The sequence below is a fragment of the Micromonospora sp. NPDC048040 genome (assembly GCF_055587185.1).
In genome coordinates this window covers 15,898-36,048 of the sequence record NZ_JBVJGT010000024.1, presented here as the reverse complement: position 1 = coordinate 36,048, position 20,151 = coordinate 15,898, and the positions used below count along the sequence as shown (strand labels likewise).

The following is a 20,151-nucleotide window of genomic DNA, read 5'->3' as shown; positions in this document are numbered from 1 at the left end:
GGTGTGCTCCCCGACGAAACGGGTCGCCGCCGCTCCCGTGGCGCGCGATCTTGCACTTCCTGCCCCCACGAAAGGGGACAGGTCACGCGCCGTCGTAGCCGGTCAGGCGGCCGATCGGCGGGCCAGGGCCGGCTCGGCGGCCGGCCGGCTGACCGGGGCGGGCCGGCGGCGGAGGGCGACCACGGCGATCAGGAGGGCGGCCGCGACGAGGGCGGCGGCCACGGTGAACGCGGTCCGGTAGCCGGCGGCGAGCGCGTCGGCCTCGGCCCAGCCGACGTCCCGCAGGCCGTCCGTGCGGCTGGCGGCCAGCGTGGCGAGCACGGCCAGCCCGAGCGCGCCGCCGACCTGCTGGGTGGTGTTGACCAACCCGGAGGCCAGCCCGGCGTCGGCCGGGTCGGCGCCGGCCATCGCCAGCGTGGTGACCGCCGGCAGGGTGAGCCCGCCGGCGACGCCGAAGAGGAGCATCGACGGGAGCACGTCGGGCAGGTAACCGCCGTCGACCGGGAGCCGGGCCAGCAGCAGGAACGCGGCCACCGCCAGCGCGAGCCCGGTGACCAGCAGCGCCCGCGCGCCGTACCGGGTGATCAGCCGGCCCGCGAGGCCGAGCGAGACCACCGCGATCGTCACCGGCGTGGGCAGGAAGGCCAGCCCGGTGGCCGTCGGGTCGAGATCCAGGACGAGCTGGAGTTCCAGCGCGAGCAGGAACTGGAAGCCGAAGAACGCGGCGACCATGAGGAACTGCACGACGTTGGCGGCGACCAGGTCGGGGGTGCGCAGCACCCGCGGCGGCAGCAGCGGGGTCCCGGTCGACCGCTGCCGCAGCGCGAACGCCGCGAGCAGGGCCGCCGCGAGCGCGGCGGCGCCGAGCGTCCGGGCCGAGGCCCAGCCGTGCTCGCCGGTGCCGACGATCGCCAGCACGGCGAGCATCAGGCCCCCGGTGACCAGCGCCGCGCCGAGCAGGTCCAGGCCGGCGCGCAGGCCGACGCCGGGGTCGGCGTCGAGCAGGCGTACGGCGGCCAGCAGGATCAGCAGCCCGATCGGCAGGTTGACCGCGAAGATGGCGGGCCAGCCGGCCAGGTCGGTGAGCACGCCCCCGGCCAGCATGCCGATCGACGCCCCGGCGGCTCCGGTAAAGCTGAAGACCGCGATCGCGCGTGCCCGCTCGGCGGGCTCCGGGAAGAGCCGGACGATCATGCCGAGGCTCACCGCCATGGTGAGCGCCCCGCCGACGCCCTGGAGGAAGCGGGCCACGACCAGCACCTCCGGGCCGGTCGCCACCGCGCAGAACAGCGAGGCCACGGTGAACAGCGCGACGCCGGCCAGGAAGACCGCCCGCCGGCCGAGCAGGTCGCCGAGGCGTCCGGCGAGCAGCAGCAGCCCGCCGAAGGCGACGAGGTACGCGTTGACCACCCAGGCCAGGCCGGTCGCGGTGAAGCCCAGGTCCCGCTGGATGGCGGGCAGCGCCACCGCGACGATGCTGCCGTCCAGGATGATCATCAGGCTGCCGGCGCAGAGCACGAGCAGCGCCGGCCAGCGGTATTCGACGGTACGGGTGGACACGGACGCCTCCTAGGTGCACGGTTTGTTACCAGAGCCATCTTCTGTGACCATGAGGCGGAGCGTAAGGAGGCACTTTCATGTCCCAGGGGAACACCGATGTGCCCGTGGACGGGGTCCAGGCGTGCGCGGCCGGCGACGCGCCCTTCACCCCCGGCCAGGCCAGGGCGTGCACCGTCCGCGAGGTGCTCGACCGGGTGGGTGGCAAGTGGAGCATCGGCATCCTGGTCGCCGCCTCCCAGGGGCCGGTGCGCTTCACCGAGTTGGAGCGCACGGTGGAGGGGATCAGCCGCCGGATGCTCACCCTGACCCTGCGCAACCTGGAACGCGACGGCCTGCTGCGCCGGACGGTCTATCCGACCGTGCCGCCGAAGGTGGAGTACACCGCCACCCCCATGGCGCTGGAGCTCTACGACTCGCTCGTCGCCCTGACCAACTGGGCCGAGCGGCACCGCACCGCGATCGCCGACGCGCGCGACGCGTACGACCGGGCGCACGGCGAGGCGGGCTAGGCGACGACCCTGGCCCGTCCGGCGCCCGCTGAACCTCGGCCGGACCGGCGCCGGAGGGCGTCGGCCCGCAGCACACCCGACGGCCTGTGGGGAACGCCACGCCTTCGATCTGACCGATCGGTCAGGCTCTGACCGATCGGTCAGGCATGCTGGTTCGGGGAGGTGGACCGGCATGGCGCGGGCGGTACCGGAGACACACGACGACATCCTGGCGGCGGCGGCGCGACGCTTCGCGGTGACCGGCTACCGGGGCACCTCGTTGCAGGACATCGCCCGGGAGGTGGGCTGCTCCAAGGCGGCGGTGCTCTACCACTTCGCCAACAAGGAGGCCATCCTCACCGAGCTGATGGCCCGGCCCATCGAGGTCCTCGAGGCGCTCGACGAGCGGATCGCCGCGCACCGGGGGGCCGACGCCCAGCGGGTCGCCGCCGAGGGCTTCGTCGACCTCGCGGTCCGGTTCCGGCGCGAGATCGCCCTGCTCCGGGGCGAGTTCCCGGAACTGCTCCAGCAGCCCGCCTTCGCGCACATCCAGCGGATCTCCGAGCGGTTGATCGACGCGTTCGCCGGGCAACCGGAACGCCCCTCCGCCCGGATCACGGCGCTGGTGCTGCTCGCCGGCATCTCCGAGACGTGCGGCGAGTTCGTCGACGTACCCGACGAGGAGCTGCGCGCCGCCCTGCTGGCACTCGTACGACGGGCGCTGGAGCCCGTCGACTGACTCGTTCCCAACCACCACGACCGAGGACAAGGAACTCATGGCGACCCTGCTCTACCGGCTCGGCCGGGGCTCGATGCGCCGGCGGCGACTCGTCGCGGCGATCTGGCTCGTCGTACTCGTCGGACTCGGCCTCGCCGCCGCGACCCTGCGCGGCCCGATGGCGGACAACTTCACCATGCCCGGCACGGAGTCCCAGCGCGCCCTGGACCTGCTCGCCGAGCAGTTCCCGGCGGCCAGCGGCGCGACCGGCACCATCGCGGTCAAGGCACCGGCCGACGGCGCGCTCGGCAGCCCGCAGGGACAGGCCGTGGTGAAGGAACTCGCCCAGGAGGCCGCGACGCTGCCCGGGGTGGTCGGCGCCGTCGACCCGTTCCAGGTGGGGGCGGTCTCCCCCGACGGCCGGTACGCGCTGGTCCAGGTCCAGTTCGCCACCGGAGCCGACGAGGTGACCGACGCCCAGCGCGACGCGTACGAGCAGGTCGGCTCGCGGGCCGAGGCCCAGGGCTGGGAGGTCGCGCCCGGCGGCGAGGTGCTCAGCGCCGTGCCGGAGGTCGGCTCGACCGAGGCGATCGGTGTCGCGATCGCCGCGATCGTCCTGGTGGTCACGTTCGGGTCGCTGGTGGCGGCCGGGATGACCATGCTGAACGCCCTGATCGGCGTCGGCGTCGGCATGGCCGGCCTCTTCGCACTGAGCAGCGTGGTCGACCTGACCAGCACCGCGCCGATCCTCGCCCTGATGCTCGGCCTCGCGGTCGGCATCGACTACTCGCTGTTCATCACCTCCCGCTACCGGCAGAACCTGATCGAGGGCCTGCCGCCGGACGAGGCGGTGGGCCGCGCGGTGGGCACCGCCGGCTCGGCAGTGCTCTTCGCCGGGGCCACCGTGGTCATCGCGCTGGCCGGCCTGGCCGTGGTCAACATCCCGTTCCTGACCGTGATGGGTCTGGCCGCCGCCGCCACGGTCACCGTCGCGGTGCTGGTCGCGATCACGCTCCAGCCCGCCCTGCTCGGCTTCGCCGGCCGCCGGGTGCTCCCCCGCGGGCTGCGCTCGTCCGTGCCGGCCGGGGACGGGGCGGCCGCCGGCGCCGCGGCGCCGGCGGCCGAGGACCGGTCCGGGCTCGGGTTCCGCTGGGCGCGCGCCGTCACCCGGTTCCGGATCCCCGTCATCCTGGTCGGGCTGCTCGGGCTGGGCCTGCTCGCGCTACCCACGCCGGACATGCGGCTGGCACTGCCCGACGCGGGCACCGCGCCGGTCGGCTCGCCCGCCCGGGCATCCAACGACCTGATCACCGAGGGCTTCGGGCCGGGCTTCACCGGCCGCCTCGCGGTGGTGGTCGCCGGGGACACCCCGCAGGCCACCTCGGCCGCGGTCCCGCAGGTCACCGCGCTGATCCAGCGCACCGAGAACGTCCTCGCGGTGGCCCCGCCGCAGCTCAGCCCGGACGGCCGCACCGCGCTGCTCGGCGTGGTGCCGAAGACGGGGCCGACCGACGAGGCCACGGAGACCCTGGTCAACGACGTCCGGGCCGCGGTCGGCGAGTTCCGCGACGTGGACGTGCTGCTGACCGGCGCGACCGCCATCGGCATCGACGTCTCCGAGAAGCTCTCCGACGCCCTGCCGGTCTACCTGCTGCTGGTGGTCGGGCTCTCGGTGCTGCTGCTGATGCTGGTCTTCCGCTCGCTACTGGTGCCGGTCAAGGCCGCGCTGGGCTTCCTGCTCACCGTCGCCGCGACGTTCGGCATCACCGTGGCGGTGTTCCAGCAGGGCCACCTCGCCGACCTGGTCGGCCTGGACACGCCCGGCCCGCTGGTCAGCTTCCTGCCGATCCTGCTGATCGGCATCCTGTTCGGGCTGGCGATGGACTACGAGGTCTTCCTGGTCTCCCGGATGCGGGAGGACTTCGTGCACGGCGACACCGCACAGCAGGCGACCATCAACGGGATGGGGCACGGGGCGCGGGTGGTCACCGCCGCCGCCCTGATCATGATCTCGGTGTTCGGGGGCTTCGTCTTCCTCGACGACCCGGTGATCAAGTCGATGGGCTTCGCGCTCGCGATCGGCGTCGCCATCGACGCGTTCGTGGTGCGGATGACGATCGTCCCGGCGGTGATGTCGCTGCTCGGCCGGGCAGCCTGGTGGCTGCCGCGCTGGCTGGACAGGGCCCTGCCGAACGTCGACATCGAGGGCGAGGGCCTGCGCGCCCACCTCGACGAGAAGACCCCGGTGGCCCCCCGCGCCTGACCCGCCCGACACCTACCCGGCCGGTCAGACGCCGGCCGGGTAGGTCTCCATCTCGCCGGGCGTGGTCAGGGCGGGCAGCGGGTGCAGGGTGGTGGTCTCGTCGCACCAGACGAAGGCGTCGTACCGCTCCCCCAGCCGGGTCGGCACGTAGTTGCCCCAGGACTCGAACGACGGGTCGTAGACCACCCCGATCGCCCGGTGGTCGGCGGTGTCGGTGACCCAGCCCGGCTGGTCGGCGCCGCCGAAGACGAGCACCGCCCGCTCCGGCATCAGCTCGTGCAGCCGGCCCTCGACCGAGCCCGGGCGGGCCGGCGGCACCACCATCGCCTCGGCCGGCGAGCCCCAGCGCGGCGCGGCGATCACCGTGCCCCGGTAGCCGCCGAAGCCGACCAGGACCACGTCGTCGGCCCCGTGCCGCTCACGGGCCAACTGACCGATGTTGATCAACCCGTCGGCGGCCATGTCGGTGGCCCGGGCGTCCCCGATGTGGGTGTTGTGCGCCCAGACGATCCCCCGCGAGCCCGGGCCGTAGCGGTCCAGCAGCCGGTCCAGCGTGTCCGCCATGTGGGTGTCCCGGATGTTCCACGACTCCGGGCCGCCCCGGACCATGGCCCGGTAGTAGCGCTCCGCGCCGGCCACCACCTCCGCGTTCTGCCAGGCCGAGAAGCTGTCCGGGCCGTCCGCGGCGGCCTGTTCGCGGGTACGCGCCAGCAGCCGGACGACCTCCTCCTCGCAACGCGCCGAGACGAACCGGCTGGCCGCGCCGTACTCCTCGACCCGCTTGCCGTACGGCTCGAAGCAGCGGTACGCGTCCTGCGCCGCCTCCAGCGAGGCCGGATCCTCCTCGCCGAGGTAGTCGAAGATCGCCTGCATCGACTCCCACAGGCTGTAGACGTCCAGGCCGTGGAAGCCGGCCCGGGCGTCCTCGGGCCGCTCGACGTTCCACGCCCGCAGCCAACTGCAGAACCGGGAGACCTCGGCGTTCGCCCACATCCAGGTCGGCCACCGCTCGAAGCGTTCCAGCGCCATGCGCGGCTCGGTGGCCCCGCCCGGGGCGCCCGTCACGGATCGGTGCACGCGGTCGCAGTCGGGCCAGTCCCCCTCCACGGCGACGAAGGAGAAGCCGCACTCGGCGATCAGCCGGCGGGTGAGCTGTTCGCGCAGCCGGTAGTAGTCGTAGCTGCCGTGCGTCGCCTCACCGATCATCACGATCCGGGCGTCCCGGACGCGCTCCAGCAACGGGTCGAAGTCGCTCGGCGCGCCGAGCCGCTGAACCAGCATGGCGGGCGGCTACCCGGCGTGTCGCCGGGCAAACCGCCGGCCGTCGCGCGGGACGGCCACCCCGCCGGTCCCGCGCGACGTGGGCCGCGCGGGACCGGACCGACCGGGCATTGAGCGGGACCCGGGGCGCGAGGGCCGGACCCGAGCGGGGCGTGGGGCCGGGGTCCGCGGGGCACGGGCGGTGTGCCGGCGGGCTGAGCGGGTAGCCCGTCGGCATGACCGTCACCGGCGTGCAGTTGCAGGAGTACCTGGCCGGACTCGACTACCCGGTCTCCCGGGAGGACCTGGTCCGCTGGGGCCAGGAGAACGGGGTCAGCACGGAGATGCTCCAGATGCTCCGGTCCCTGCCGAGGGAGGAGTTCGACTCCCCCGCCGAGCTGAGCGAGGCCCTGAACACGCTGGCCTGACCGCGGCACGACCGCCGCCCCCGGCCGGGCGGAAGCCCGCACGCCACACCCCAGCGGCTGGCCGGCTCACCTGGCGTGCAGCAGCCGGAACAGCACCAGCCACTGCTCCGGCCAGACGTGCCCGACCGGGGTGGCCGGGTCGAGCCGCGTCGCCCGCAGCGCCGCCGCCAGCCGCGCCCGCGGGTGGTGCCGGCCCAGCGAGGCCGCGAGCGAGCCGCCGACCCCGTCGAAGCCGATCTCCACCATCCGCCGGTACGCGGGCAGCGCCGCCGCGGCCAGCAGCGGCTCCAGCCGCCGCTCGACGCGCAGGATGCCGGCGTCCACCCCGGGCACCGGGCGGAACGCGGTGCGGGGCACCCGCCCGGCGAGCCGCCAGCCGAACTCCGGCCAGGTCAGGACGGTGAGCCGGGTCCACCGGCCGTAGTCGCCGCTGCGGCGTCGGGCGTACTCGAGCTGGGTGAGCAGGGTCGCCGCGCGCAGCCCGGGCGCGGCCAGGCACCACCGCACCGCGGCCGAGGTGAGCGACCAGGGAATGTTGCCGACCACGTCGAACTCCTCCGGCGGGGGCGTCGCGGTCAGGAAGTCGGCCTGGCGGTGGGTGACGTTCGGCAGGCCGGCGCAGATCCTGGCCAGCTCGGCGCCGGCGGCGGGGTCCACCTCGTACGCCAGCAGGTGCCGGCAGCGGGCGGCGAGCGGCCGGGTGAGCTGGCCCCGGCCGGCGCCCACCTCCAGCAGGAGCCGGTCGGGCCGGGGTCGGGCGGCGTGCACCAGCCGGGCGATCGCGGCCGGGTCGACGAGGAAGTTCTGGGAGAGTACGCGCCGGGAGCGGTCGCGTTCGGTTGCTCGGGTACGGCGGGGCGCCACGGGTCGTCGTCCTGTCTGTCGCCGTGCGGCGACGGAGCGGACAGGCAGCCGGAAGGGGGCCTGTCCGAGGGAAGAGTGGACTCGGACGGCCCTGGGCGTGGCGCGGGGACTGCGGCTCGGCGGCGCACGGCGGCACCCACCGCTCGGCCGGAGACCGGGGTCGGCGCGGCACGCCACCGCCCGGCCGGAGACGGGGGTGGCGCGCGGCACGTCACCCGGGCGGGTGACCGGGGTGGCGCCGACGGCGGCACTCACCCCGGGGTGTCACCCGGGGCGGCGGTGGGGCGGCGCCGATGGCCCGGCCAGGACCGGGCGGAGGGCGCCGTGCGTGCGGTGCGGGATCAGTCGCGGGTCGCGTCGGCCAGGGCCGGACGCCGGACTCGCAGGCGGGCCAGCAGTGGCCCGAAGGCGGCCGGCGTGCCGACCCCCTCGATCAGAGCGTGCGCGGACATGCCCGCGACCCTAGCTCCGTCGTCGCCGCCCGGCGACCCCTTTTCCGCCTCAGCCGGCAGGTCGACGGTGCGGCCCTCAAACCGGGAGGTCGACGGTGCGGCCCTCGGCGCGGGCGGTCTCGGCGGCGGCGAGCACGGCGACGACCTCGCGGCCGAAGCGCACGTCGCAGCGGTGGTCCCGGGTGCCCGACCCGATCTCCTCCAGCAACTGGTCGATCGCCACCCCGAACGCGGTGGCCGAGTCGCCCGCGCCGGCCGGGAGGGTCTCGATGCCGTTCTCGCCGTAGAAGACGAACTCCCGGCTCACCGCCTCGGGCGGGGCGTCCAGGGTCAGCGAGATCGTGCTCGTCGCTCCCCCGTCGTGGGTGAGCAGCAGGTGGACGAGCCCGCGCGGCCCGTCCATCGCGGCGACCCGGGTGACCCGGCCGAGCACCGGCAGGATGACCGACAGCGCGTGCGGGCCGACGTCCCAGAGCGCGCCGTGCTGCCGCCGCCAGGGCGAGGCGCCGTACGGGCTGCTCGGCTGGAAGATCGAGCCGAACCGGACCGCCTTCGCGGTGTGCCACCCGCCGACGGCGGCGGTCGAGGCCAGGAAGGCGGCGATGTCCGGCTGGTAGCGGCCGGTGAAGAAGACCACGGAGGCGACGCCGGCCGCCTGCGCGGCGTTGACCACCCGGTCGGCGTCGGCGACGCTCAACGCGAGCGGCTTGTCCAGCAGCAGGTGCCGACCGGCGGCGGCCGCGCGGACCGCGATGTCGGCCTGGATGTCCGGCGGGAGGGCCACCGCGACCGCGTCGCAGGCGTCGAGCAGCGCGTCGACGTCGGTGAACGCCGGCGCCCCGTAGCGGTCGGCCAGGCTGGCGGCCTTGCCCGGGTCGCGGCCCCACACCCCGGCGATCGTGGCCCCCGGGTGCGCGTGCAGCGCCGCGCCGTGCGTCTCCGCCGCCCAGTGACCGGTGCCGAACAACCCGAACCGCACCACGAGAACCCCCACCGTCGTCGTCGCGCCACGGCAGCACCCCGCGGCCCCGGTCCACGCTAGTCGCCCGCCCCGGCGCTCGCCCGCGTGACCGGGCCTATTCGGGGTGTCCGGGGCGGCGGGTGGCGGGGTGTACTACGCGGGTTAGTAGGCTGTGCCGGTGACCGAACCGAGCCCCGGGTGGCCCCGATGACCAGCGCAGCCTCGGCCGGTTCGCCGGTGGACGGGCTCCTCGCGACCGCCTCGATCGTGCTCTCGCTCCTCGTCGCCGCCTGGGCCCTGGTGGCGACGCTGCGCCACCGCGCGCCGGACCGGGTGCAGTTCGCCGGCCTGGCCCTGCTGGAGGCGGCGCTGCTCGTGCTCGCGGTGGTGGCGGGGGTCGCCCTCGGCGGCGGCGAGCGCCCCGGGGAGCCGGGGGCCTTCTTCGGTTACCTGGCGACGCTGGTCTGCCTGCCGCCGCTGGCCTGGGTGCTGGCCCGGATGGAGCCGACCCGCTGGGGCTCGGCCATCGTCTGCGCGGTCTGCCTGGTCACGCCGGTGGTCGTCGTGCGGCTGCAACAGACGTGGGAGGTGCTGGGTGGCTGAGGTGCGGGCCCCGGAACGGACGCGGACCAACGCCGGCCCGGGTCGGCTGCTGATCGCGGTCTACCTGCTCTTCGCGATCGCCGCCACCAGCCGCGCCGGCCTCCAGATCGCCACGAGGTTCGACGAGGCCCCGGTGGCGTACCTGCTCTCGGCGCTCGCCGCGGCCATCTACATCGTCGCGGCGGTGGGGCTGGCGCGCGCGGGTGCCGCCGGCCGGCGCGTCGCCCTGGCGTGCTGCACGGTGGAACTGGCCGGGGTGCTCGGCGTCGGCATCCTCAGCGTGGCCGACCCGGAGCTGTTCCCGGACGAGACGGTCTGGTCGCGGTTCGGCAGCGGGTACGGCTACATCCCGCTGGTCCTGCCGGTGCTCGGCCTGCTCTGGCTCTGGCGCACCCGCACCGCCCGCGCCTGACCCACCCCGCCTCGCCCGGACGGGGTGGGACGTGGCGGGGGGCGGGTCAGTCCTTGGGGCCGCCGGCGACGTAGATGACCTGGCCGGAGACGAAGGACGCTCCCTCGCTGACCAGGAACGAGATGGTGTGCGCGACGTCCTCCGGCCGGCCGGGGCGGCGGACCGGGATCTCCGCCGCGGCGTGCTTCTGGAGGTCGTCGAAGTCGACCTTCATCCGGGCGGCGGTGGCGGCGGTCATGTCGGTGACGATGAAGCCGGGCGCGACCGCGTTGACGGTCACCCCGAACGGGCCCAGCTCGATGGCGAGCGTCTTGGTGAAGCCCTGGAGGCCGGCCTTCGCGGCGGAGTAGTTCGCCTGGCCCCGGTTGCCCAGCGCGGAGGTGCTGGAGAGGTTGACGATCCGGCCCCACTTCTGCTCGACCATGTGCTTCTGGGCCGCCTGGCTGAACAGGAACGCGCCGCGCAGGTGCACGCCCATGACCGTGTCCCAGTCGGTGTCGCTCATCTTGAACAGCAGGTTGTCGCGCAGCACGCCGGCGTTGTTCACCAGCACGGTCGGCGCGCCCAGCCCGGCGGCGACCCGCTCCACGGCCGCCTCGACCTGGGCCCGGTCGGACACGTCGGCGCCGACGCCGAGCGCCCGGCCACCGGTGGCGGCGATCGCGTCCACCGTGTCCTTGGTCGCCGACTCGTCGATGTCGACCACCGCGACCGCGAGGCCGTCGGCGGCCAGCCGGCGGGCGGTGGCCGCCCCGATCCCCCGCGCCGCCCCCGTGACGATGGCGACCCGCTGCTCCTCCGACATGCCTACCTCCCGGTAACTTCCGCTCGATCGGAGGAGCTTAACCCAGGCGTACGGCGGGCCGGCCGGGCGCGGGACGCCGGTCCTGCCGACACCCCGCGGCGGCCTGCCGGGGTTACGAGCACGGTTCGGCTACCGTCGCCGCCGTGAACGCAGTGGAGATCGAAGCACCCGTCGTCGGTGTCACCGTCTACCCGGACCGGGCCCGGGTCACCCGCCGGGGCAGCACCCGGCTGGCCGCCGGCGAGCACCGCGTACGTGTCGCACCGTTGCCGCTGGGTCTGCGGCGGGACTCGGTCCGGGTCGGCGGCCGGGGCGCGGTCACCGTGCTCGGCGTGGACGTGACGACGTGGCGGCAGGCACGCAGCACCGACGGACAGGTCCGCGAGCTGGAGCAGCGGAGCCGCGAGCTGGCCGACGAGCTGGCCGAGGTCGACGACGCGGACGAGATCGAGGCGCAGCGGGGGCAGTTCATCGGCCTGCTGGCCGAGCGGGCCGGCGGCACGTACGCCCGCGCGTTGGCCTCCGGTGACGCCGCCCCGACCGACGTCGCCGGCTTCGCCGACTCGGTGGCCGGCCAGCTCGCCGACTCCCGCAGCCGCCGGCGCGGGTTGGCCCGGCGACGTGCCGACCTGACCGAGGAGCTGGCGGCCGTCGAGCGGCAGTTGGCGGCGGCGAACGGCAAGCGGGAACCGGACCGGCTGGCCGCCGAGGTGACCGTGGCGGTGGACGCCGACGACGCCGAGCTGGACCTGGAGCTGACCTACCTGGTCGACGGGGCCCGCTGGCAGCCCTCCTACGACCTGCGGCTGGTCGACGACACCATGACCGTCACCTGGTTCGGCCTGGTCAGCCAGGACACCGGCGAGGACTGGCCGGAGTGCGAACTCCAGCTCTCGACCGCCCGCCCGGCAGCGGCGACCGGCGTACCCGAACTGTCGCCCTGGTATCTCGACCGGGCCCGGCCGGTACCGCCGATGCCCGTGTCGACGGCGAGCTTCGGCGCGCTGCCGCCACCGCCGGCGCCCGGCGCGGCGCCGGCCGCCGCGGGTGGTGTGGCCCGGTCCGCCCCGCCGCGCCCCAGGGTGCGGGAGAGCGTGGCCACGGTGGAGCAGGGGGTCACCGCCGCCACCTACCGGCCGGCCCGCCCGGTCGCGGTGCCGGCGGACGGCAGCGCGCACCGGGCCACCATCGCCGTGCTGGAGCTGCCGGCCCGGCTGGACCACGTGACCGCGCCGGTCCGCGCGGCCGAGGCGCACCTGCGTGCGACGGTCCGCAACACCTCGGCGCACACGCTGCTCCCCGGCCCGGCGGCGGTCTTCCACGGCGCCGACTTCGTCGCGGCCACCCGGCTGTCGACGTGGGCGCCCGGCGAGGAGACCGAACTGGCGCTCGGGGTGGACGACCGGGTACGGGTGGAGCGGAAGCTGGGTCGGCGCGCAGACACCCGGGCCACGCTCGGCTCGACCCGGCGACGGGAGGTGGAGTACCGGATCAGCGTCGCCAACCACACGCCCCAGGCGGCGACGGTGGAGGTACGCGACCAGCTTCCGGTGTCCCGCGACGAGGCGGTGGTCGTCCGGGAAGCCACGCTCGCCCCGCCGCCGGCCGAGCGTACCGAGCTGGGCGAGCTGACCTGGCGGCTGCGCCTCGGGCCGGGCGAGAGCGGCGAGATCACCATGGGCTTCCGGGTCGAACTCGCCAAGGGGGTCGAACTGGCCGGCTGGCGGGAGTGACCGGTCGTCCGCCGAGGTGGGGCGGACGACCGGTCGACAGGTAACCGGGGTCAGAGGCCGCGGCCCCGGCAGAGGCGGATCCACCGGTAGCCGTGGCCGGCCAGCTTGAGGCGGTCCAGCTTGCCGACCCCGCCGTAGTTGCGGTCGGCGAGGACGTCGACGGGGAGGTCCGCCTCCGGCTCCAGCACGCTCAGGTCCACCTCGGCGTCGGAGGTGCCGAGGTTGTGCAGGAAGACCATCGTCCCGGTCCGCCCGTCGGCCCGGTGCGCCAGCACGCCCGGCGGCATCGCCACGTCGATGTGCGTGGTCGAGCCGGAGCCCACCTCGGGTGCTTCGCGGAGCGTACGGATCATCCGTTCGAACCAGGCGAGCAGCGACCTGGGGTCGCTGCGCTGGGCGGTCACGTTGACCTTCTCGTAGCCGAAGTCGCCCTTGTCGATCACCGGGCGGACCAGCTTCTCCGGGTCGGCCGTGGAGAAGCCGGCGTTCGGCTGGTACGACCACTGCATCGGGGTGCGGATCGCCTCCCGGCCGGGCAGCGACAGGTCCTCCCCCATGCCGATCTCCTCGCCGTAGCGCAGCACCGGCGTGCCGCGCAGCGAGAACTGGAGCGAGTACGCCAGCTCGATGCGCCGGCGGTCGTTGCCGAGCATCGAGGCGAGCCGGCGGCGGATGCCCCGGTCGTAGATGCGCATGTTCTCGTCGGGGCCGAACTCCGCGTACACCTGGTTGCGCTGTTCGGCGGTGAGCCGGGACAGGTCGATCTCGTCGTGGTTGCGCAGGAAGGTGGCCCACTGCCCGCCCTCGGGCAGCGCGGGGGTGTCCCGCAGCGCCTCGATGATCGGCTCCGGGTCCTGCCGGGCCAGGGCCAGCATCAGCCGCCCGTTGAGCATGAAGTCGAAGAGCATGTGCAGGCGGTTCGCCGAGCCGCCGGCGTCGGCGAAGAAGGTCGGGAGCTGGTCGGGCTCCACGTTGGCCTCGGCGAGCAGGACGGCGTCGCCCCGGCGCCACTGCACGTGCTGGCGCAGCTCGGTGAGGAAGTCGAAGTCCTTCGGGGAGTTCGGGTTGCCCGCCTCGGTCAGCTCGATGATGAACGGCACGGCGTCCATCCGGAAGCCGGAGACGCCGAGCTGGAGCCAGAACGAGACGATCTTCTTGATCTCCTCGCGCACCTCCGGGTTGGCGAAGTTGAGGTCCGGCTGGAACTTGTAGAACCGGTGGTAGAACCAGGCCTTGGCGGTCCGGTCGTAGGTCCAGGTCTCGTTCTGCTCGCCGGGGAAGACCATGCCCTGGTGGCGGTCGTCCGGCTCCTGGTCCGACCAGACGTACCAGTCGCGGTACGGCGAGTCCGGCGAGGAGCGGGCGGACTGGAACCAGGGGTGCTCGTCCGAGGTGTGGTTCACGACCAGGTCGATGATCACCCGGATGCCGCGGTTCTGCGCCTGGTGCAGCAGCTCGGCGAAGTCGCCGAGGGTGCCGAAGCGCGGGTCGACGTTGTAGAAGTCGGTGGCGTCGTAGCCGTCGTCGCGGTTGGGCGACGGGTGGACGGGGTGCAGCCAGAGGCAGGTGACGCCCAGCCGGGCGAGATAGTCGAGTCGGCCGATCAGGCCCCGGATGTCGCCGACGCCGTCGCCGTCGGAGTCCGCGTATGTGTCGATGTCGAGGCAGTAGACGACGGCCTCGGAGTACCACCTGTCAGCCATGCCGACCTAATGTCTCCGATCCCCGCGCCCGGCAAACGCGGGACCGGGCAGCAGCGCGCGTGAACCGGGCGGCGGCGCGCGGCCCGGACGGCGGTACGGTCGCCGGCATGGGAGACGGAGCGCGTGAAGTCGACTGGGCCGAGGGCGAGTGGTGGAACGAGCCGGTGCGGGTCGAGCACGGGCCGGCCGGCGAACTGCTGGTGGAGCCGGCCGGGGGCAGCGACCTGTGGCGGCACACCTCGTACGGCTTCGTGCACGACGACGCCCCGGCGTTGCTCGCGCCGCTGCCCGTCGGCGACGCGGTGGAGGTGGCCTTCCACCTCGACTACGGCGCGCAGTTCGACCAGGCCGGCGCGCTGGTCCGCGTCGACGAGCGGAACTGGGTGAAGGCCGGGGTGGAGGTCAGCGACGGCCTGCCGCAGGTCGGCGCCGTGGTGACCCGGGAGGTGTCCGACTGGTCGGTCGCCCCGGTGCCGGAGTGGGCCGGGCGGGAGGTCACCGTCCGGGTCAGCCGCGACCGGGACGCGCTCACCGTGCGGGCCCGGGCCGGCGGCGGGCCGTGGCGGCTGGTCCGGCTCGCCCCGCTGCCGCCGGAGGCGGTGGCGACGGCCGGGCCGTACTGCTGCTCCCCCACCCGGGCGGGGCTGCGGGTCCGGTTCACCGGGTGGCGGCGGGGGCCCGCCGACGCGGCGCTGCACCCGGAGGGCTGAGCCGGCGTGGCTCCGGACACGGGCAGGTGTGACCGGCGGGTCGCGGGGTAGAGGACTCTGATCCCCCGGACCCGGCGAAAGGATCGCGATGGCACTCGCCGAGAACGTCGACCCGACCCGGCTCGGCGGGCTGACCGGATGGGTGGCGGGGGTCATCGACGCCGCCGGCGCGTTCGGCGTGGCGCTGCTGGTCGCCCTGGAGAGCATCATCCCGCCGATCCCGAGCGAGATCGTCCTGGCGATGGCCGGCTACCTGGCCGGCGAGGGACGGTTCAACGTGGTGCTGGTGGTGCTCGCCGCCACCGCCGGCTCCCTGGTGGGGGCGCTCGTCCTCTACTGGCTGGGCGCGGTCGCCGGCGAGGACCGGCTCAAGCGCTGGCTGGACCGGCTGCCGCTGGTCGACCGGGACGACCTGGAGAAGGCGGACCGCTGGTTCGAGCGGCACGGCCGGTGGGCGGTGCTCTTCGGCCGGATGATCCCGGTGGTGCGCAGCCTGGTCTCCATTCCCGCCGGGGCCAACCGCATGCCGCTGCCCGAGTTCGTCGCCTTCACGACGCTGGGCAGCGGCGTCTGGAACTCGATCTTCGTCGGCCTGGGCTACGCCCTCGGCTCCCGCTGGCAGCAGATCGAGCGGTACAGCGACTGGTTCGACTACGGCATCGTCGCCGTCCTCGTGGTGATGATCGCCTGGTGGGCGGTCAAGAAGTCCCGCCGCCGGCGCGCCCGCCACCGCGACCGCGCCGGCGCCGCCACCCGCTGACCGGGCCGTCAGGGCAGGGTGGCGAGGTGGGGGGCCACCGTGCGGGCGAAGGCGTTGCCGTTGGTCACGTCCCAGTTGACGGACCAGGTCATCGCGCCGCGGATGCCCGGGTAGGTGCGCGGGGGGCGGAAGCTGCCGCAGTTGGTGCCGCGGGCCAGGCAGTCCAGCGCCGCGTTCACCACGCTCGGCGCGACGACGCCGCCACCGGCCGCGCCCGGTCCGGCCGGCAGGCCGAGACCGACCTGGTCGGGACGCAGCCCGGCCTCCAACTGGATGCAGGCCAGCGCGACGACGAAGTTCACCGTCCCCTGGGCGTACGCGGCGTTGCGGTCGCAGCCGAGCATCGCCCCCGAGTTGTAGAACTGGGTGTTCACGACGGTGAGGATGTCCTTGATGTCGAGCGCGAGCTTGAAGTAGCTGCTGCCCGGGGACTGCATGTCGATGGTCTGCGGGGCCATCGCGATGATGAGGCGGCTGCCGACCTTGGCCCGCAGCGAGCGCAACGCCTGCGCCATGTAGGTCGGGTTCAGCCCGTTCTCCAGGTCGATGTCGACGCCGTCGAAGCCGTACCGCTGGATCAGGGCGTGCACGCTGTCGCTGAACGCCGCGGCGGAGGCGGCGTCGTTGACCGCCACCCGGCCCGTCTCGCCGCCCACCGAGATGATCACCTTCTTGCCCCGGGACTGGAGGGCGCGCACGTCGGCGGAGAAGTCCGCGTCGGTGTAGCCGCCGAGGGCGGCGGAGAGCCCCGGGTCGACGGCGAAGGTGACGGCGCCGGGAGTGGCGGTGGCCTCGGCGAACGCGACCGCGACCACGTCGTACTCGGCGGGCACGTCGCGCAGCCGCAGTTCCACGGCGGGGTTGTCGAAGTTGTGCCAGTACCCGGTGAGGATGTGCTTCGGCAGCCCGGTGTTCGGCGGCGGGCTGGTCGGGGGCGGCGTGGTCGGCGGCGCCGTCGTCGGGGGCGCGGTGGTGGGCGGGGCGGTGCCGTCACCGCACGACGCGCCGTTGAGCTGGCAGTTGGCCGGGGCGCCGGGCCCGTTGCCCAGGAAGCCGAACGAGACGGAGGCGCCCGGGGCGATGCTGCCGTTCCAGGACCGGTTGGTGAAGGTGTACCGCTGGCCCGACGAGGTCAGCAGGGCGTCCCAGTACGAGCCGACAGTCGTCCCGGCCGGCAGGTCGAAGGTGACGGCCCAGCCGTCGACGGTGGTGCCGCCGCCGTTGGTGATCGTGTACTTCCCCTCCCAGCCCGACCCCCAGTCGGACGTCTTGACGAAGCTCGCGGTGGCCCCGGCGGCGAACGCCGGCATCGCCACCCACACCGCCCCGACCGCCGCGACCACGGCGGTGACCAGCGACAACACCAGAGACCTGGACCGTTTCACAGCACCCTCCACACCCGGACGACATCCATTGGCATCAACATTGACGCCTATTATTAGGACTGTTAACTGTTTCTGTCCAGGGGTGGTCGGCAGGGGAACCCGGGCGGCGACCGCCCGGGTTCCCCGCGGCTCAGCGGCGGAAGGTGAACCAGTTGACGTTGACGAAGTCGGCGGGCTGGCCGCTGGTGAAGGTCAGGTAGACCGTCCGGCGGCCGGTCGGTCCGGCGACGTTGCCGGGCACCGAGCGCCAGCTCTGCCAGCCCCCCGTGTTGGCGATCGCGAAGCTGCCGATCGGCGGGCCGGTCGGGCTGTCCAGCCGGACCTCCACCAGGCCGCTGACCCCGCCCGCCGCGCCGGAGGCGACCCGGGCGACGAAGTCGCGCGGCGGGGTGGCGCCGAACTCGACGTTGTCGAAGCGCACCCAGTCGCCGTCGCGCAGCGCGCCGATGTTCTGGCCGCCCTCGGCGCACGCCTCGACGATCACTCCGTTCTGCGCGCTGAACGACTCCGCCTGGATCGTCGCGTACGCGTCCCGCACGCCACCGGGAGGCGGGGTCGTCGGCGGCGGGGTGGTGCCGCCGCCCCGGCTGTAGACGGCCACGTAGTCGACCAGCATCGGCCGGCCGGGGACGGTGGCGGCCGTCGGCGTGGCCGAACCCGCGACCCCGTTCGGGAAGGCCCCGCCCATCGCCACGTTCAGCAGCAGGAAGTAGCCGGCGTGGCCGGTCATCTGCGACCAGTACGGCTCGCCGACCCGGGACTGGCTCACCGTGTGGTAGAGCTGGCCGTCGACGTACCAGCGCAGTTGCTGCGGGCTGACCGAGGCGTCCCACTCGAAGCGGTAGGTGTGGTACGCGGACTGGCAGGTGCTGCCGGGACAGGGCCGGGACGCGCCGATGCCGTTGAACTCGTCGCACGGCCCGCCGGGGGCCACGCCGCAGTGCAGCACGCCCCAGACCGAGTTGATCCCGTTGACGTTCTCCATCACGTCGAACTCGCCGATGCCCGGCCAGTTCTGGTAGTTGCCCTGGTAGGGCGAGCCGAGCGCCCAGAACGCCGGCCAGTAGCCGGCCGCCTGGGCCCCGGTCACGTTCGGCATCTGGATCCGGCCCTCGATGGCGAGCACGCCGCCGGAGGGGGGCTTGAAGTTGCTGCGTACGGTCTCGATGCGGGCGGAGGTCCAGCGGCCGGAGGCGTCGCGCAGCGGGGTGATCCGCAGGTTGCCGCCGCCGTCGTGGCTGACGTTCGCGGTGCTGTCGGTGTAGGTCTGGATCTCGCCGGTGCCCCAGTTGGGCGGGCCACCGGGGTAGCTGGTGCCGGTGTCGATGATCCAGTTCGCGGCGGACGGCAGCGTGCCGGCCGCGCCGGTGAAGTCGTCGCTCCACACCAGACTCCAGCCGGGCGCGGGTGCCGGAACGGCAGCGTTCGCGGTCACGGTCATCCCGGCCAGGGCGGTGGTGGCGACAACGGCGAGCAGGGCCGACGCCAGGGCCGGCCGGCGTCGTGGGGGCGGGGCGGCGGGGGCCGCCGGGGCAGGTGTCATGGACGTGCCTCTCTGCGGGGACGGGTCGAGAGAGCGCTCTCTCACGAGTTGTACGTGCCGACCCGACAGATGTCAATGTCGATCGATGCCTGCCGGCGCGACCTGCGGGCGGCGCAGCACCGCCTGCTCCAGCGCCGACCAGGCGGTCGTGGTGACCAGGTAGATCACCGCGGCCAGCGGCAGCACCAGCGCCACCAGCACGGTCGCGTACGGCAGCAGCGGCAGCAGCCGGCCGAGCACCGCCGCCCCCGGTCCCTCCGTCGGCGTGCCGGCCACCGTGCCGGTCGCGGCCGCGGCACGCCGCATCCGCCGCGACGTCCACCACGCGAGGGCGAGCAGGGCTGCCAGCAGCACGCCGAACAGCGGCAGCACCGCGCCGCCCAGGCCGTCGCCGAGGTGGTGACCCAGCGGCACCCCGGCGAGCCGCTCGGCGAGCGGCCCCGTGCCGCCGTCGGCGGTCGTGAAAAGCCGGTACATGACCAGCAGGACCGGCGCCTGGAGCAGCATCGGCAGGCAGCCGGCGACCGGGCTGGCGCCGTTGGCCCGGTAGAGCGCGAACAACTCGCCCTGCAACCGGGCGGGGTCGTGCGCGTACCGCCGCTGAAGGTCGCGGACCTCGGGGGCGAGCGCCGCGCGACGCCGCTCCCCGCGAACCTGCGCGACGGTCAGCGGCGAGATCAGCAGCCGGACGGCCACGGTGAGGACGACGATCGCGGCGGCGGTGGCGGCGCCGCCCGCCAGCGGTGCGAGCAGGGTGGTGAGCCAGGAGAGTGCTCCGCCGGCGGCGTCGACGGCGTCGTGCAGTGGTGCGAAGGCGAGCATGGTGACCCCTCGTTCCGATTCCGGGTGACGGCCCGACGGGACGACAGGGCGTCGCCGAGCCTCGGGTGACGGCGGAATCGGCCGCGCGGCGGCGGCGCTACGCGGCCGAGGGAACGGCCCCGGGCGCCCGGGGGCGGGGACGCCCGGCGGCGTCCGGATCGACCTGCCGGGGCACCCGGCGACGGCGGGCCCGGGCCCGCAGGGCGGCGGCGCGGCCGGCCCGGGGAGCGCCGACGCCGACCACCGCGTGCAGCGCGAGCACGGCGGCGAGCAGCACGACGGCGGTCAGCGCGGCCCCGGCGAGCAGCCCGGCCGGACGGTCGGCGAGCAGGGCCAGGTGGGTGAGCGCGTACGCCCACGTCCCCAACACGACCCGCCACGCTCCCGACACGCCGACCAGCCTAGGGCCCGCTGTCACGCCGGCCGGCCCGATCGGCGACTCCCAAACGCGCTGACCTGCGGTTTTATGACAGATCCGGGGTGGACGGAGCCTCCGTGGGAGTGGTACGACTTGGGACATCGACGGGCCAATGCCGGCCTGCCGCCACTCCCGGTCACCCACGCGCCGCCCGACCCGTCGGGCGGGCCGCCGAGCCGACCGGGCCAGCGGGAGCGGGCCCTCCCGGCACACCCCCTCACGGTCGGGCGCCCGCCCGGCCCGACGGGCCGCCTCGACGAGGT

At 74.5% G+C, this 20,151-nt stretch carries 18 protein-coding genes and 1 pseudogene; 9 read left to right on the top strand and 10 right to left on the bottom strand.

Features of this window, described 5'->3' with window-relative positions:
- Positions 1-102: 102 nt before the first annotated feature.
- Complete coding sequence (locus tag ACZ6O2_RS21960) at positions 103-1,560, bottom strand: MFS transporter (RefSeq protein ID WP_466024100.1); 1,458 nt, start codon at positions 1,558-1,560, stop codon at positions 103-105.
- A 77-nt stretch (positions 1,561-1,637) separates the two neighbouring features.
- Here ACZ6O2_RS21960 and ACZ6O2_RS21955 point away from each other — a divergent pair, with 77 nt between their 5' ends.
- The 3 genes from ACZ6O2_RS21955 (at position 1,638) to ACZ6O2_RS21945 (ending at position 5,029) form a co-directional block, all read left to right on the top strand.
- Positions 1,638-2,069, top strand: coding sequence for a winged helix-turn-helix transcriptional regulator (locus ACZ6O2_RS21955; RefSeq protein WP_350703650.1), 432 nt, complete (start codon positions 1,638-1,640; stop codon positions 2,067-2,069).
- Between the two features lie 172 nt (positions 2,070-2,241).
- Positions 2,242-2,787 (top strand): TetR/AcrR family transcriptional regulator, encoded by a 546-nt coding sequence (locus ACZ6O2_RS21950; protein WP_350703652.1) that lies wholly within the window; start codon positions 2,242-2,244, stop codon positions 2,785-2,787.
- A gap of 37 nt (positions 2,788-2,824) precedes the next feature.
- Positions 2,825-5,029 (top strand): MMPL family transporter, encoded by a 2,205-nt coding sequence (locus tag ACZ6O2_RS21945; RefSeq protein WP_466024099.1) that lies wholly within the window; start codon positions 2,825-2,827, stop codon positions 5,027-5,029.
- 24 nt (positions 5,030-5,053) lie between these two features.
- Here the strand turns inward: ACZ6O2_RS21945 and ACZ6O2_RS21940 are convergent, their stop codons facing one another.
- Positions 5,054-6,310, bottom strand: coding sequence for an erythromycin esterase family protein (locus ACZ6O2_RS21940; RefSeq protein WP_350703656.1), 1,257 nt, complete (start codon positions 6,308-6,310; stop codon positions 5,054-5,056).
- Positions 6,311-6,525: 215 nt separating this feature from the next.
- On the opposite strand from ACZ6O2_RS21940, the gene ACZ6O2_RS21935 reads away from it, so the two are divergent.
- Entirely contained in the window at positions 6,526-6,717 is a 192-nt protein-coding gene (locus tag ACZ6O2_RS21935) for a DUF2795 domain-containing protein (RefSeq protein ID WP_350703658.1), read from the top strand.
- 66 nt (positions 6,718-6,783) lie between these two features.
- Here the strand turns inward: ACZ6O2_RS21935 and erm are convergent, their stop codons facing one another.
- A complete protein-coding gene (gene erm / locus ACZ6O2_RS21930; RefSeq protein WP_466024098.1) occupies positions 6,784-7,581 on the bottom strand; it encodes an ErmE/ErmH/ErmO/ErmR family 23S rRNA (adenine(2058)-N(6))-methyltransferase in 798 nt (265 codons plus the stop codon).
- 528 nt (positions 7,582-8,109) lie between these two features.
- Positions 8,110-9,015, bottom strand: a complete 906-nt coding sequence (locus ACZ6O2_RS21925) for a Gfo/Idh/MocA family protein (RefSeq protein ID WP_466024122.1) — start codon at positions 9,013-9,015, stop codon at positions 8,110-8,112.
- 186 nt (positions 9,016-9,201) lie between these two features.
- Here ACZ6O2_RS21925 and ACZ6O2_RS21920 point away from each other — a divergent pair, with 186 nt between their 5' ends.
- Together ACZ6O2_RS21920 and ACZ6O2_RS21915 are read left to right on the top strand one after the other, a co-directional pair.
- On the top strand, positions 9,202-9,597 hold the full coding sequence (locus ACZ6O2_RS21920) for a hypothetical protein (RefSeq protein ID WP_350703661.1): 396 nt from the start codon (positions 9,202-9,204) through the stop codon (positions 9,595-9,597).
- Positions 9,590-10,083 (top strand): annotated as a pseudogene (locus tag ACZ6O2_RS21915) (hypothetical protein). Before ACZ6O2_RS21920 ends, ACZ6O2_RS21915 begins: the two are co-directional and overlap by 8 nt.
- Here ACZ6O2_RS21915 and fabG read toward each other — a convergent pair.
- Complete coding sequence (gene fabG / locus ACZ6O2_RS21910) at positions 10,056-10,814, bottom strand: 3-oxoacyl-ACP reductase FabG (RefSeq protein WP_350703665.1); 759 nt, start codon at positions 10,812-10,814, stop codon at positions 10,056-10,058. The pseudogene ACZ6O2_RS21915 and the gene fabG overlap by 28 nt on opposite strands.
- Positions 10,815-10,957: 143 nt before the next feature.
- On the opposite strand from fabG, the gene ACZ6O2_RS21905 reads away from it, so the two are divergent.
- Positions 10,958-12,547, top strand: a complete 1,590-nt coding sequence (locus ACZ6O2_RS21905; protein WP_466024097.1) for a DUF4139 domain-containing protein — start codon at positions 10,958-10,960, stop codon at positions 12,545-12,547.
- A gap of 50 nt (positions 12,548-12,597) precedes the next feature.
- Here ACZ6O2_RS21905 and ACZ6O2_RS21900 read toward each other — a convergent pair whose 3' ends face one another.
- A complete protein-coding gene (locus ACZ6O2_RS21900) occupies positions 12,598-14,250 on the bottom strand; it encodes an alpha-amylase family protein (RefSeq protein WP_466024096.1) in 1,653 nt (550 codons plus the stop codon).
- A 107-nt stretch (positions 14,251-14,357) separates the two neighbouring features.
- Here ACZ6O2_RS21900 and ACZ6O2_RS21895 point away from each other — a divergent pair, with 107 nt between their 5' ends.
- Positions 14,358-14,960 (top strand): DUF1349 domain-containing protein, encoded by a 603-nt coding sequence (locus ACZ6O2_RS21895; RefSeq protein WP_466024095.1) that lies wholly within the window; start codon positions 14,358-14,360, stop codon positions 14,958-14,960.
- Positions 14,961-15,048: 88 nt separating this feature from the next.
- Positions 15,049-15,720, top strand: a complete 672-nt coding sequence (locus ACZ6O2_RS21890; RefSeq protein ID WP_350703672.1) for a DedA family protein — start codon at positions 15,049-15,051, stop codon at positions 15,718-15,720.
- Positions 15,721-15,728: 8 nt separating this feature from the next.
- On the opposite strand, the gene ACZ6O2_RS21885 is transcribed toward ACZ6O2_RS21890, so the two are convergent.
- The 4 genes from ACZ6O2_RS21885 to ACZ6O2_RS21870 all read right to left on the bottom strand — a co-directional run bounded on the left by ACZ6O2_RS21885 (position 15,729) and on the right by ACZ6O2_RS21870 (position 19,861).
- Positions 15,729-17,105 (bottom strand): chitinase, encoded by a 1,377-nt coding sequence (locus tag ACZ6O2_RS21885; RefSeq protein ID WP_350703674.1) that lies wholly within the window; start codon positions 17,103-17,105, stop codon positions 15,729-15,731.
- Between the two features lie 130 nt (positions 17,106-17,235).
- On the bottom strand, positions 17,236-18,648 hold the full coding sequence (locus tag ACZ6O2_RS21880; RefSeq protein WP_466024094.1) for a carbohydrate-binding protein: 1,413 nt from the start codon (positions 18,646-18,648) through the stop codon (positions 17,236-17,238).
- 72 nt (positions 18,649-18,720) lie between these two features.
- Positions 18,721-19,470, bottom strand: coding sequence for a YidC/Oxa1 family membrane protein insertase (locus tag ACZ6O2_RS21875; protein WP_350703678.1), 750 nt, complete (start codon positions 19,468-19,470; stop codon positions 18,721-18,723).
- A 97-nt stretch (positions 19,471-19,567) separates the two neighbouring features.
- Positions 19,568-19,861, bottom strand: a complete 294-nt coding sequence (locus ACZ6O2_RS21870) for a DUF6412 domain-containing protein (RefSeq protein ID WP_350703680.1) — start codon at positions 19,859-19,861, stop codon at positions 19,568-19,570.
- Between the last annotated feature and the right edge of the window lie 290 nt (positions 19,862-20,151).